The sequence below is a fragment of the Draconibacterium sp. IB214405 genome (genome assembly GCF_033963885.1).
GTDB lineage: Bacteria > Bacteroidota > Bacteroidia > Bacteroidales > Prolixibacteraceae > Draconibacterium.
Map to the genome: position 1 here is coordinate 1227575 of NZ_JAXBMA010000001.1, position 14004 is coordinate 1241578.

Annotated in this window: 9 protein-coding genes; 6 read left to right on the forward strand and 3 right to left on the reverse strand. The window is 39.9% G+C overall.

Features of this window, described 5'->3' with window-relative positions; translation table 11 throughout:
- The first annotated feature begins 59 nt into the window (after positions 1 to 59).
- The 4 genes from SLH46_RS04750 to SLH46_RS04765 all read left to right on the forward strand — a co-directional run bounded on the left by SLH46_RS04750 (position 60) and on the right by SLH46_RS04765 (position 5250).
- Positions 60 to 1229, forward strand: a complete 1170-nt coding sequence (locus SLH46_RS04750) for an exo-beta-N-acetylmuramidase NamZ family protein (protein ID WP_320280010.1) — start codon at positions 60 to 62, stop codon at positions 1227 to 1229.
- 9 nt (positions 1230 to 1238) lie between these two features.
- Entirely contained in the window at positions 1239 to 2690 is a 1452-nt protein-coding gene (locus tag SLH46_RS04755) for a sodium:solute symporter (protein ID WP_320280011.1), read from the forward strand.
- A gap of 96 nt (positions 2691 to 2786) precedes the next feature.
- Positions 2787 to 4226 carry a right-handed parallel beta-helix repeat-containing protein gene (locus SLH46_RS04760; RefSeq protein WP_320280012.1) on the forward strand — a complete coding sequence of 480 codons (1440 nt, stop codon included), beginning with the start codon at positions 2787 to 2789 and terminating at the stop codon, positions 4224 to 4226.
- Position 4227: 1 nt separating this feature from the next.
- Positions 4228 to 5250, forward strand: a complete 1023-nt coding sequence (locus SLH46_RS04765) for an endonuclease/exonuclease/phosphatase family protein (protein WP_320280013.1) — start codon at positions 4228 to 4230, stop codon at positions 5248 to 5250.
- Here SLH46_RS04765 and SLH46_RS04770 read toward each other — a convergent pair.
- On the reverse strand, positions 5247 to 6653 hold the full coding sequence (locus SLH46_RS04770) for a CCA tRNA nucleotidyltransferase (RefSeq protein ID WP_320280014.1): 1407 nt from the start codon (positions 6651 to 6653) through the stop codon (positions 5247 to 5249). The genes SLH46_RS04765 and SLH46_RS04770 overlap by 4 nt on opposite strands.
- Before the next feature lie 176 nt (positions 6654 to 6829).
- Here SLH46_RS04770 and trxA point away from each other — a divergent pair, with 176 nt between their 5' ends.
- A complete protein-coding gene (gene trxA, locus SLH46_RS04775; protein ID WP_038556556.1) occupies positions 6830 to 7201 on the forward strand; it encodes a thioredoxin in 372 nt (123 codons plus the stop codon).
- Here trxA and SLH46_RS04780 read toward each other — a convergent pair.
- Together SLH46_RS04780 and SLH46_RS04785 are read right to left on the reverse strand one after the other, a co-directional pair.
- Positions 7194 to 8489 carry a UDP-N-acetylmuramoyl-tripeptide--D-alanyl-D-alanine ligase gene (locus tag SLH46_RS04780; protein ID WP_320280015.1) on the reverse strand — a complete coding sequence of 432 codons (1296 nt, stop codon included), beginning with the start codon at positions 8487 to 8489 and terminating at the stop codon, positions 7194 to 7196. The genes trxA and SLH46_RS04780 overlap by 8 nt on opposite strands.
- A gap of 78 nt (positions 8490 to 8567) precedes the next feature.
- Positions 8568 to 10022 carry an SUMF1/EgtB/PvdO family nonheme iron enzyme gene (locus SLH46_RS04785; protein WP_320280016.1) on the reverse strand — a complete coding sequence of 485 codons (1455 nt, stop codon included), beginning with the start codon at positions 10020 to 10022 and terminating at the stop codon, positions 8568 to 8570.
- Between the two features lie 207 nt (positions 10023 to 10229).
- Between SLH46_RS04785 and porU the strand changes: the two genes are divergently transcribed.
- Positions 10230 to 13964: a type IX secretion system sortase PorU gene (gene porU, locus SLH46_RS04790; protein WP_320280017.1), complete on the forward strand. Its 3735-nt coding sequence runs from the start codon at positions 10230 to 10232 to the stop codon at positions 13962 to 13964.
- Positions 13965 to 14004: the final 40 nt, after the last annotated feature.

Sequence of the window (14004 nt, forward strand, 5' to 3'; positions counted from 1 at the left end):
TGCTTTTAAAAAAATTTAAAATCTATCTTCGTTTGCGCAAATGTAATATTTTAAAACCTATGTTCAGGATTATTTTGGTCTTAGTTTTATGGTTTTCGGCCAGCGGATGCATGGCTCTGCAAGATAGTAAAATAATTGTTGGAGCAGAACGTACTTCACTTTATTTGCAACTCTTAAAAGATAAAAAAGTAGGCTTGGTTGTGAATAACACATCGATTGCCGAAGGCGAGCACCTCGTTGATTTTTTGTTGAAACAAAATGTTGAGGTTGCAAAAATATTTGCCCCCGAACATGGTTTCAGAGGCGATGTTTCAGCCGGAGGAGAAGTGGCAGACGGACTGGATAAAAACACAGGGCTGCCGGTATTTTCGTTGTACGGAAAAACTAAAAAACCAACACCTGAACATCTTGAGGGATTGGATGTAATGATTTTCGATATTCAGGATGTAGGTTGCCGCTTTTACACCTACATTTCTACCATGCATTACGTTATTGAGGCGTGTGCAGAGAACAATATTCCGTTGATTATTTTCGATCGGCCAAATCCGAATGGCGACTATATTGCAGGTCCAATTCGTAAAGACGGTTTTGAGTCGTTTGTAAGTCTCGATCCGATTCCAATCGTACACGGTTGCACTGTTGGAGAATTGGCAAAAATGATAAACGAAGAAGATTGGCACGCTGTAGGTAAAAAATGCGATCTGACAGTTATTCCTGTTAAAAATTACGATCATTCAATGACGTATTCTTTACCGGTTCGTCCATCGCCAAATTTGCCAAACGATGTTGCAATTCGTTTATATCCATCGTTATGTTTTTTTGAAGCAACCAGTGTTAGCGTTGGCCGTGGAACCGATTTCCCGTTTCAGGTGTTGGGTGGACTGAATGAAGATCTTGGACCTTTTGAATTTACTCCACGCAGTATTCCCGGAGTGGCTGTAAGTCCGCTAAACAAAGACAAAAAATGTTACGGTGTTGATCTAAGGATTTTAGAAGAAACACCAACATTTACTTTGAAGTACTTCCTCGATTTTTACAACAAATACGAGAATGAAGCCGATTTCCTTACACGCGAACGTTGGCTAAACCTTTTGGCCGGAACCGACTCGCTGATTAAACAAATCAGAGAAGGAAAAAGCGAGGATGAGATTATTGAAAGCTGGAAGCCCGAGTTGGAGGAATACAAGCAAATGCGAAAAAAATACCTGATTTACCCCGATTTTGAATAAACTGAAATTATGAGCCCATATCTCGTTTTAGGAATTGTTCTTGGTTATTTTATTGTCTTAATATGTATCTCGTGGCTGACATCGCGAAAAGCCGATACACAAGCATTTTTTACGGCAAACCGGAAATCGCCGTGGTACCTGGTGGCTTTTGGAATGGTGGGAGCTACACTTTCCGGAGTAACTTTTATCTCTGTTCCGGGCGAAGTTGGTAATTCGGCATTTTCGTACCTGCAGTTTGTGTTGGGAAACCTAGTGGGCTACTGGCTTGTTGCCGGTATTTTGCTGCCGCTTTATTACCGGCTGAATCTGGTTTCAATTTATTCTTTTCTCGATGACAGGTTTGGACCAAGGTCGTACAAAACAGGATCTTTTTTCTTTCTGATCTCGAAATTAATTGGAGCAGCTTTCCGCTTATTCTTAGTGGCAGGAGTTCTGCAAATTGCATTTTTCGATGCTTTTAATATCCCTTTTTCATTAACGGTTATTGTCACCATTGCGCTAATTTGGGTGTACACATTTAAAGGAGGAATAAAAACCATTGTTTGGACCGATACGCTGCAAACCCTGTTTTTGGTGAGTGCCGTTATTTTTACCATCATCGCAATTTCACGAAGTCTGAATCTGAATTTATCAGGATTGGTAAAAACCATTGCTGAGGATAATAATTCGCAGCTTTTCTTTTGGGACTGGCGCTCAGGAAATAACTTCTTTAAGCAGTTTGTTTCCGGAATGTTTATTACCCTCGTTATGGTTGGTATGGACCAGGATATGATGCAGAAAAACTTAACATGTAAAAATAAGCGTGAGGCACAAAAGAATATGCTGGTATTCAGCCTTTCGTTTTTGGTTACTGTGGTGTTGTTTCTGAGCCTTGGTGTTATGCTTTATATTTTTGCACGCGAGCACGGAATCAGTATTCCTGAAAATACCGACGACCTTTATCCCTTACTCGCTTTAAAATATTTTGGATTGCCTGTGGGAATTGCCTTTCTGCTTGGAATTACGGCAGCAGCCTATTCAAGTGCTGATTCGGCGTTAACTGCCTTAACAACGTCGTTTACGATAGATTTTCTGAAGATCAGTCAATTCCATGAAAAGAAAAAACGTCGTTTAAAAATGCTGTCGCACCTGATGTTTTCAATCCTGTTAATTGTGGTTATTCTTGTTTTTGATGCAATAAATAACCAGAGTATTGTGATGGCTGTTTTTACCGTTGCCGGATATACCTATGGCCCAATTTTAGGGTTATTCCTGTTTGGAATGTACACTAAACGAAAGGTGAATGATAAGTGGGTGCCGTACATTGGCGTTTTATCTCCAATAATATGCTACTTCATTTCAACCTACTCCGAAGTTTTGTTTAACGGCTACAAATTCGGATTCGAATTGCTTGTTTTAAATGGGGCAATTACAATGCTTGGTTTGTTATTCATATCTGAAAAAGAACTGGTTAATCGCTAAGGATTGTCAATAAATGTTAAAAATTGTGAATTGATTTTTTATATTTGTAAAATAACGATCGAAAGTGGACGTTATAAGCTTATAAAATAGTTAGAATTGGTTAGATATCTACTTCAAATATTGGCTGCAGCCCTTGTGGTTCTTTTGCTCTTTTCATGCGAAGACGAGGGATATATGTCGTCAACCGATGCACAACTAAACTTTTCTGTCGATACGGTTACCTTCGATACTATTTTTACTACAATAGGTTCTACTACCCGCCGATTCACTGTTCAGAATCCTTATGATGAAGATGTTTTGATTTCGCGAATCAGACTTGCTGGTGGCGATGCATCTAATTTTAAGCTGAATATTAATGGATATATGGGCAGCGAATTGTATGAAGTTGCCCTTCCTGCAAAAGACAGTATATTCATTTTTGTGGAAGTAACCATCGATCCCAACGGACAAAATTTACCAATGGTTGTTCAGGATTCTATTGAATTTACTACCAATACGAATTTTCAGAGTGTACTATTGGAGGCTTATGGTCAGGATTTTAAACTGATTAAAAGCGAAAGAATAAAAACTACAACATGGACAGCAGAGAAACCTTATTTGGTTTACGATTATGCTTATGTTGATAGTACTGAAACATTAACCATCGAGCCCGGTACAAAAATCTATTTTCATAAAGATGCCGGATTGTATGTACGTGGTAACTTAGTTGCCGACGGAACTTTTGATTCGCCGATTATAATGCGGGCCGATCGATTGGAACCATCGTACGAAAATATTCCAGATCAGTGGAACGGGGTTGTGTTGTATTCAGGAAGCCACAATAACCTTTTAAATTTTGTTACCATCAAGAATGCAAATATTGGTTTGCAGGTTGGTACAATTGAAAACGAAGGTTATGCATCGCTGCAGCTTTCCAACTCAAGAATTGAGAATATGGCCTATGCTGGTTTGTTTGCCTTGAAGTCGAAAATATTCGCTTACAACGATGTAATTGCAAACTGTGGTTATTATGCTGCTGCCTTGCTGGTTGGAGGAGAGTACGAGTTTTATCATACAACAATTGCCAATTACTGGGGAAATTATGGATCGGGCGTACGAACCACACCATCTCTTGTAATTTCAAATGTACTGATCGTTGAAAACTCAAACGGAGAACAGATTTCATACAATGGCGATTTGGCGAAAGCTACTTTTGGCAACAGTATTATCTACGGTAATATTGGTAAGGAAATGGAGCTGGGAAACAACAATGAAAATACTTTTAACTACTTGTTTGATCATTGTATTATTCAGGCTCCTGATACGCTAAATGTCAGCGATAAAAACCACTACATAAATGTAATGCTAGGTAGTGATTATGAGCCGGAATTTATTGATCCCTATAACAATCTCATCTACGAATTAGACACCTTGTCTGCAGCAAAGGATATTGGAACTACCCGTTATTCCGAAATTTTTCCGATTGATCTTTTAAATAAAAGTCGAACTGCTGATGATGGCCCCGATTTAGGCGCTTACGAACGCATCGAGAAATAAAATGAGAATCTCACTTCTTTGTTTATCCCTGATTTTTTTCTTTACCATTTGTAACGCTCAAAACGCTAAAGATCAATTTTCTGTTCTTTTTTACAACACTGAGAATTTTTTCGACACCCGAAATGATAGCTTAACAGCTGATGATGAATTCACACCGGAAGGCGAACGTCATTGGACTACGAAACGTTTTGACGCGAAGGTTCTTAATCTGTCAAAAGTTATACTAAATGCGGATGGCTGGGGAATGCCCGATTTAATCGGTTTGTGTGAGGTGGAAAATAAGTATGTACTAGAAAAGCTAATAACTGACAGTCCGCTGAAAACTACACCTTATAAAATAATACATAAGGAATCTCCCGATCCGCGAGGTATCGATGTCGCCTTACTTTATAACTCAGAAGCATTTTACCCGTTGGATTATGACTATTATCCGATGATAAATGAAAATGGAAGCATCAGAAGGAGCAGGGAGATTTTACACGTGTTTGGAATTGTAAACGGTGGCGATTCGTTACATGTTTTTGTAAATCACTGGCCTTCGCGTTATTCAGGTTTGCTTGAAACCCGGCCGGCAAGACAGCAAGCGGCTCTTTTGTTGTTATCAAAATACAACGAAATACTCGAAAAGGATAGGGATGCCAATGTAATAATTGTTGGCGATTTTAATGATCAGCCAAACGACGAAAGTATTTCAAAATACATGGGAGCAGCTGATCCCTCTGGCTCCCAAAATGCAAGTTTGTACAATCTGTCGTTGCCCTGGATGAAACAGGAAGAGGGGACGCTAAAATACCAGGGGCAGTGGTTTGTTTTCGACCAGATAATGGTTTCTCCGGGTTTGTTGGATAAAAGTGTTGGACTTCAAACCAATCCCGAGAAAGCTACTGTTTGTAAACTTCCATTTCTTTTTGAGGCGGACGAAAAAAATGGCGGACGAAAACTATTTCGCACCTACACCGGATATAGGTACAATGGCGGTTTTAGCGATCATTTACCGGTTATGGTGGAACTTCAGGAGAATTAGTTCTGAGTTATTCCCATTTCCTTAGCTTTCTTCATCATAAATTCAAAAGCTTCTTCGTAATTATTATGAATCTCTCCGTCGAGAATAGCTTCCTTAATAGCATCTTTAATTAATCCAACTTCTTTACAAGGTGAAAGATTAAATGTTTCCATTATCAGTTCACCATCCACAGGAGGCTGGAAGTTTCTAATGGCATCTTTTTCTTCAATTTCCTTCAGTTTCTCACGAACAACCTTGAAGTTCTTCATGTAGCGTTTTACCTTCTCCTTGTTTTTTGAAGTAATGTCGGCTTCACAAAGTGTCATCAAATCATCAATATCGTCACCGGCTTCAAAAAGTAAACGTCGAACTGCAGAATCAGTTACCACTTCCTCTGACAATACAATGGGGCGCATGTGTAATCCTACCATCTTCTGAACGTATTTCATTTTTTCGTTCAAAGGCAGTTTCATACGTTTGAAGATTTTTGGTACCATTTTTACCCCAATAAAATTGTGGGCGTGAAAGGTCCAGCCCATCCCTTCGACAAAACGTTTTGTTTTGGGTTTAGCAATATCGTGCAGCAACGCCGACCAGCGTAACCATAAATTATCGGAGTTGGGAACCAGGCGGTCGAGAACTTCAAGAGTGTGGTAAAAGTTATCTTTATGACCGATACCATTTACAACATCCACACCTTTCATCTTTTGTAATTCGGGAAAAATTATAGCCAGCAAACCTGTTTCCTCCAAAAGCTTAAAGCCTTTTGATGGTTTGGCAGCCATAATAATTTTATTCAGTTCCTCGATGATGCGCTCGGCAGAAACAATTTTAATCCGGTCTTTATTTCTGGCAATAGCCTGCAAGGTTTTATTCTCGATTTCAAAATCCAATTGTGTGGCAAATCGAATGGCGCGCATAATACGCAAGGGATCGTCGGAGAAGGTAATGTCAGGATCGAGTGGCGTGCGAATGATCTTGTTATTCAAATCATCCATCCCGTTAAAAGGATCAACCAATTCTCCGAAATTTAGTCCGTTTAAACTAAAAGCCATCGCGTTAATGGTAAAATCGCGTCGGTTCTGATCGTCTTCCAACGTGCCATCCTCAACAATCGGTTTTCTCGAATTTCGCTGGTACGATTCCTTACGGGCACCTACAAACTCAATTTCAAGGTCGTTGTATTTTAACATCGCAGTGCCGAAGTTTTTAAATACATTAACTCGCGGGCGTGGCTTTAGACTTTTGGCCACCTCGCTGGCGAATTCAATACCACTGCCAATGGTAACAATATCGATATCTTTTGAGGGGCGGTTGAGAAACAGATCGCGTACATATCCACCAATCACATAGGTTTCTGTTTCAACACGGTCGGCAACTGCCTGTATATCTTTAAAAATCGTTTCTTTTAGCTTGCTGTTCATCTGACAAAAATCGTAACTCAAAATAGCTTATTCTGCCACTTTGATAAAAATCGTGACAAAATTACAATTATTTAGTTTAAATTAAGTGGTAACTTGGGAATTGATAAAATGGTATTATATTTGATATGCAAATATCAAAATAAATAGATATATAAATATAGAAAAAATAAAAAATCATGCTGGAACATTTAACGAAAGAAACATTTAAAGAGAAAGTTTTCAATTTTGAAACAAATAAAGAGTGGAAATACGAAGGTGAGAAGCCATGTTTAATCGACTTTTATGCTGATTGGTGTGGACCATGTAAAATGGTAGCACCTGTGTTGGAAGAGCTGCAGTCGGAATATGGCGATAGCATCGTTATTTATAAAGTAAATACTGAGGAGCAGCAGGAACTGGCCGGAATGTTTGGTGTACAGAGTATTCCTTCATTGTTGTTTGTACCGCAAGACGGACAGCCACAAATGGCAATGGGAGCACTTCCGAAACAAACTTTCGAGAAAGCAATTTCTGATGTGCTAAAAGTTGAAAAACCTCAGGCTAATTAAAAAGATCAAGTACTTTTTCAAGCTGAATACCACGGGAACCTTTTATTAAAATGTTCCCGTTTTTTATGGGCGAATTTTTCAGATAAGCACATAACTCGTCAACAGGAATAAAGGTTTTGATAGCTGCATCTTTATTGGCTTTCGAGAATTCGGCGCCAACCAAAAATGTGTTGCTTTTTAATTCTGTTGGAATCAATTCAATAATTTTTGCGTGTTCTTCTTCCGAATATTCTCCCAGCTCGAGCATATCTCCCAGAATCAGAATTTTATCGCCTTTCAGGTTCTCCAAAAAACTTGTGATGGATGCCGACATGCTTGTAGGATTGGCATTGTACGCATCCATAATAATCTTAATATCGCCTTTGCTAATAAGCTGTGATCGGTTATTGGTTGGATGGTATTTCTTAATGGCTTGTTGAATTTTTAAAGGGTCGACCTCAAAATGATTCCCAATGCATGCGGCCGCAAGTATATTCTCAAAATTAAAATCGCCAATAAGATTACTGTTCAGGTAAAGAACGCCTTTTTTAAAATTTGCTTTTACATGAATAAAAGGAGGACTTTGGATAGCTTCCCCAACGAACGTTGCATCTGACTTTCCGTATGAAATTCGGTCAGTTATCTTTTCGCTTAATTCACTCAGTATTGGATTATCGGTATTGTAAAAAACTGTTCCATCTTTTTTGTAGAGGTACTCGTAAAGTTCTCCTTTGGTTTTTATCACTCCCTCGAACGATCCAAAACCTTCAAGATGAGCACGACCAATGTTTGTGATAATACCAAAATCAGGATCGGCAATTTGGCAAAGCTCAGCAATTTCTCCGGGGTGATTGGCTCCCATTTCCACCACGCCAAACTCGGTGTTTTTATCCATTGCAAGCAGCGTTAAAGGAACACCAATGTGGTTATTTAAATTTCCCTGGGTAAAACTTACGTTGAATTTTTTTGCTAGAACCGTTGCGATTAACTCTTTTGTGGTAGTTTTTCCGTTTGATCCGGTTATTCCAAGTATCGGTAATCCCAACCGCTTGCGATGATGATGGGCTAGTTCTTGCAAGGTTTTTAATACGTCGTCAACCAGTAGTATTTGCGGATTAGTTGCGTATTCTTCTTCATCAACCACTGCATAACCAGCACCTTTTTTTAATGCGTCATGGGCGTATTTATTGCCGTTAAAATTTTCACCTTTTAAGGCAAAGAAAATACAACCTTGCTCAATTTTGCGGCTGTCGGTAGATACTTGTGTTGATTGTAGAAAACAACTGTATAAGGTTTCAATACTTGTCATAAAGCAAAAATACGATTCAATTTGGCATAAAAAAAGCTCCGCAGTTTTACGAAGCTTTTCTCTAAATATTTTTATGATTTAGAAACCCTCCGGGCTTCCAACTCTTGTCATTGCACAACGGAAACCAAGGTCGTTCTGTCCTTTTGTTTGCTCCAGGTAACGACGTGTTCCGGGTACCAACCAATAAGGGCGGTCTTGCCACGATCCTCCTTTGTATACACGTACTTCATCATCAATCAATGAAGAGAAAGCACCTGGTCGGTCATCCTGAATGTACATGCCATCGGTTGCTCTTTCGTTACCAATCCATGTGTCACCTTCAACAACCTGAGAATTCGGATCACCGTCTAAAGTATTACGGTAGTCCATTCCGGCAATAGTATCTCTAATTAACTCTCCGTATTCGTTACGCATTAACTGTCCGCTCTGATCGCGACGGTATTCAGTAATTACGTTACCACGGAAAGGGTTAAATTCTTCAACATCGTTTAACGACATAGGGCGATATACATCTGCCACCCACTCGTTAACGTTACCCGACATACAATATAAATTGTAATCGTTTGGTTCGTATGAGAAAACAGGAGCAGCAATATCTGCGTTATCGTTTAATGCTCCAGCCATACCCATCATATCACCTCTTCCGCGAACAAAGTTGGCTTTTAAGCGACCTTTTTCTTTTTTATTATCCTGACGAAGGTAAGAACCATTCCAAGGGTATAATTTACGGTCGGTAAGTAATTCACCGTCGGTGTTTCCGATTAAACCGTAAGCTGCATATTCCCATTCTGCTTCTGTTGGCAGACGGTAATTTGGTAGCATAATTCCATCTTCCCATTTTGGGCGACGGGTTGTTCCATCAGGGTTTTCAACAGGCTTGTCACCTTCAGTGCCCTGGTAAAGACCAGATAGATAGGTGTCGGTAGTATATACATTTTGTCCTGCCTGTGTATTGTCGTGGGTCATAATTCCTTTATCAACAAGTATCTGTTCATTAACCCTGTCGGTACGCCAGGCACAATAAGCGTCTGCTTGTTCCCATGTTACACCAACCACCGGGTATTCAGAATAGGCCGGGTGGCGGAAATAATTATTCACATAGGGTTCGTTGTAAGCCAGTTGTTTTCTCCAGACAGATGTGTCGGGAGTAATGGCTTTAAGTTTTGCAACATCGCCGGGGTAAACACGGCTGGTCCAGTGGGTAAACTCACGATAGTCCTGGTTCGAAACCTCTGTTTCATCCATGTAGAAAGAGGCAACAGTTACTCTTCGGGGATAATTGTCATTGCGGTACATAACGTCTTGTTCAACGCGTCCCATGGTAAATGTACCACCTTGTACAAAAACTAAACCCGGTCCGGCTTCCTGCTCATAACCCGAAACATTTGGAATATTTCCGGTCTCCTCAGCATTGTATTCCCAACCAGTAGTTCGTGATGATTCTCCTCTACCGCCTTTTCCGAATAATCCACATCCGGTAACGAGTGCGGCTAAGGCGATAAAAACGAATGGTTTTAATTTGTTAAAATTCATTGTTTGTATAAATTTTCGCATCGACACAAATATAACTAATTTGTTCAATTCTTATTGTTCAGCCTTTTCATTATTTTATACTTGAAATAATCAGGATGTTAATATCTTTGCCTTTGTCTGCTGATATAATCGGCTTACTTTGCTGGTAATCTTTGCAATATTTAATGCCGGTTTTCGTTTACAAGCTTATAATGATTGAACGTGTTTATGAATAAATATATACTCCTGTTATTTGTTGTTTTGGTTGGATTTACCGTTAGTGATGTACAGAAAGAGATTGTTGTACTAACCTGGCAGGAGAATTCCGGTGAAATGAGGGGCGATGTGTTGGAATATTTCCAAAATGCTGATTTGTCGGGCGATCTAGCGCATTTAAGTCTTCCAGTTTATTCCCGAATCTATCCAATTAGTACCCCAAATCAAATTCCACGTTTTACAGTTGTTAATCCCGTTTATGAAGATGTTACTTCTGTTTATAGCGGAAAAATGGCTATAGAAATTCCTTCCGAATTGCAGGTGAATACTAACATTCTCCGGTCGGGAAACGAAAGAAAAGCCGAACTTCAAATTATTCCGATTAAGGAAGAAAACGGGAAAATTTACCGGTTAAAAAGTTTCCAATTAAGGTCGGCAACCGATGTTTATAAAAATTCGGTAGAGGCTATAAATTGGAAATCAGAGTCGGTTTTGGCATCCGGGAAATGGGTAAAAATCAGAACTTCAGGAAAAGGGATCTATAAAATTCCGTTTTCAATGTTAAATGATTGGGGTTTTTCTGAACCCACACAAGTTGGTGTATTTGGAAGTGGCGGAAAAATGTTGTCGGAAGATCCGGGAAACCTGACCTACGACGACCTCGAAGAAAGCGCAATCTGGACCGCTGAAAACGGGGGGGAACAATGTTTGTTTTTTTATGCACCGGGCGTAACCGAGTGGACTCAAAACGAATCAGGTCTTTTTATTCATAGTTCCAACGAATATACTGCCAGCGGCTTTTTCTTTGTGGGAGAAAAGGAGTCGCCAAAACAACCGGAGTTTCTGGAAACTGTGTCGGAAGAAGCGACACACACTACAACTGAGTTTGATTGTTACGATTTTATTGAAAACGATAAAAACAACCTGTTGGATTTGGGATCGGGAAAAAGATGGTTTGGAAACCGATTTACCAACAATGGTAAACGAAACTATAGTTTTGAATTAGCTGATTTGTCAGAAGAGCCTGAAGCAAAACTTACAGTTAGCGGAGCAGCACGTTCGTATCAGTCGTCGAGCTTTGATGTGAACATTAACAGTTTGTTGGCAGGTAGCGTAGCTTTTAAAAGTGTTGACACCGATGAAACTTATGGTGTTTACGCCGATGACAACTCAAACACTTTGGATTTAACGCTGTCGGGAACCGATATGGACATTGCTGTTACCTACGACGCATCAAACAACAGTGCCGAGGCGTGGATGGATTATATCGAGTTGAATTACAGACGAAATCTGGTGGTTGGAAACACTCCATTATTTTTCAGAGACTCCAAAACTGTTGGGGAAGAAATCATTGTTGAATTTCAAATTGCCGATGCAAGTGCCGACACCAGAGTAATGGATGTTTCGGATATTAATAATGTAAAAGAAATAAGTACCGAGACAAACGGTTCAAATCTAAGTTTTACTCAGGAAGCATCAAGCATGAAAGAATATGCAGTATTCAATACTTCCGGTTCGTTTCCTGAGCCGGTGTTTGTTGAAGATGTTGAAAATCAAAATCTGCACGCGATTTCTACGCCTGAATTTATAATCATTTCGCACAAAAACTTTTTAAGTTCTGCCGAAGAACTGGCTGATTTTCACCGTTCGTACGACGGAATGAGTGTTGAAGTAGTTGACGTTGATGCCGTTTATAACGAGTTCAGTTCGGGAAGTAAAAATGCAACCGGGATACGTAATTTTGTTAAAATGATGTACGACCGGGGCAGTACATTAAAATATGTGTTGCTGTTTGGCGATGGTAGTTACGACAACCGAAATATTAATGGTAACGGGCTGAATTTTATTCCAACCTATCAATCATCAAATTCGTTAGATCCTCTCATATCATACGTAAGCGATGACTATTTTGTGATGCTCGATGCCGGCGAAAAACTTTCGTATGGTTCTATTGATTTGGGAATTGGCCGGATTCCGGCATCAACAACTTACGAGGCTCAATTGGTAGTTAATAAGATAAAGCGTTATTACGAGCCTGAAGCGTTGGGGAGCTGGCGAAACGTGGTTTGTATGATTGGCGACGACGGCGATACCGGGATTCATATGCGGCAAGCGGAGCAAATTGCGGATTCGCTCAACAGAAATCATGGCGAGTTTATTACCGAGAAAATATATTTTGATGCCTACACCGAAGAGGTTACCCCGGCAGGCGAGCGTTACCCCGATGTAAACGACGCCATAAACGAAAGGGTAGAGGACGGGGTTCTTGTATTAAATTATATCGGGCATGCCAACAATCGTTTTTTGGCGCACGAGCATGTGTTGGAAGTGAGCGACATCAATTCGTGGTCGAACCGAAACCAGCTGCCAATTTATGTAACTGCCACCTGCGAATTCAGTCGTTTTGATGCCGATGATGTTTCGGCGGGCGAGTATGTTTTAATGAATCCAAATGGCGGAGGTATTGGTTTATTCTCAACAACCCGTGTTGTAACTTCGGGGGCTAACTTTCAGTTAAGCAAAAGTTTTTACCGTTTTATTTTTGCAAAAGATGAAAATGGCGAGCATTACCGGATGGGCGACGTTATGCGTCTGGCAAAATCGAATCTGGCAAACGGAACGAACAAACGGAACTTTTCGTTATTGGCCGATCCGGCTTTAAAACTATCGTACCCAAAATACCAGGTAATTACGACTTCGATAAATGGTGAAGATGCCGCTAGCAACACCGACACAATTGGTACACTCGAGAAGATTACGATCGAAGGTTATGTTGCCGATTATTTCGATAACAGGATAGACGATTTTAACGGCGAAATTACACATACAGTTTACGACAAAGAAATGGATATGAAAACGCTTGGAAATGGCGACGACAACAGGGAGTTGACTTTTCAGGTGCAGAATAACATTATCTACTCGGGAACAGCGACGGTAACTAATGGAAATTTCAGCTTTAGTTTTGTGGTGCCAAAAGACATTTCATATAAAATTGGAGCAGGAAAAATTATCTATTATGCCCAAAACGGCGATGAAGATGCGCATGGTGCGTTTACCAATTTTAGTATTGGCGGCGAAGGATCGGAAGTTGCCGACAACAACGGACCTGAAATTCAACTTTACCTGGATTCCGAAGACTTTCAATCGGGCGACAAAACCGGAAAAAATCCAACGTTGCTGGCTTATCTATCGGATGAAAACGGTATTAACACCGTTGGAACCGGAATTGGCCACGATATTACGGCGGTAATCGATAACGATTATTCAAAAGTTTATGTGTTGAATAATTATTATCAGGCCGAAAAAGATGATTATACCAGTGGTTCGTTGCAATATCCTTTAAGCGATCTTTCTGTTGGAACACATACCTTATCGCTAAAAGCGTGGGACGTGGCCAATAACTCATCAGAAGTGGAAATTGAGTTTGAAGTTACCGGCGATTTTATCATTAATGAAGTTAGCAACTATCCGAATCCCATCGCAGATTATACTTATTTTGTAATCGAGCATAATCAGGCAGGTGAAAGTTTCTCCGCTGTTTTCGATATTTACAACATTAACGGAAAACTGGTTGACCAGTTTGAAACCGAGATCAGCTCAAGCGGAAACACCAGTAATCCGGTTCGCTGGGACCTTTCCGAATCAAAAATTCCGCTTACCCAGGGGGTTTATGTTTATCAGGTGTTTTTGAAAAATAATAGTGGAGTAATCACTTCTAAATCAGGGAAATTGTTGGTGGCCCAATAATTTTTTCGTTTCTGTAAAATTTTTAAGAAAAAGCTACGTT

Bases quoted from the DNA above. Each gene is read 5' to 3' on its own strand.
- SLH46_RS04750 (WP_320280010.1), top strand. From the start codon at position 60: ATGTTCAGGATTATTTTGGTCTTAGTTTTATGGTTTTCGGCCAGCGGA.
- SLH46_RS04755 (WP_320280011.1), top strand. From the start codon at position 1,239: ATGAGCCCATATCTCGTTTTAGGAATTGTTCTTGGTTATTTTATTGTC.
- SLH46_RS04765 (WP_320280013.1), top strand. From the start codon at position 4,228: ATGAGAATCTCACTTCTTTGTTTATCCCTGATTTTTTTCTTTACCATT.
- SLH46_RS04770 (WP_320280014.1), bottom strand. From the start codon at position 6,653: ATGAACAGCAAGCTAAAAGAAACGATTTTTAAAGATATACAGGCAGTT.
- trxA (WP_038556556.1), top strand. From the start codon at position 6,830: ATGCTGGAACATTTAACGAAAGAAACATTTAAAGAGAAAGTTTTCAAT.
- SLH46_RS04780 (WP_320280015.1), bottom strand. From the start codon at position 8,489: ATGACAAGTATTGAAACCTTATACAGTTGTTTTCTACAATCAACACAA.
- SLH46_RS04785 (WP_320280016.1), bottom strand. From the start codon at position 10,022: ATGAATTTTAACAAATTAAAACCATTCGTTTTTATCGCCTTAGCCGCA.
- porU (WP_320280017.1), top strand. From the start codon at position 10,230: ATGAATAAATATATACTCCTGTTATTTGTTGTTTTGGTTGGATTTACC.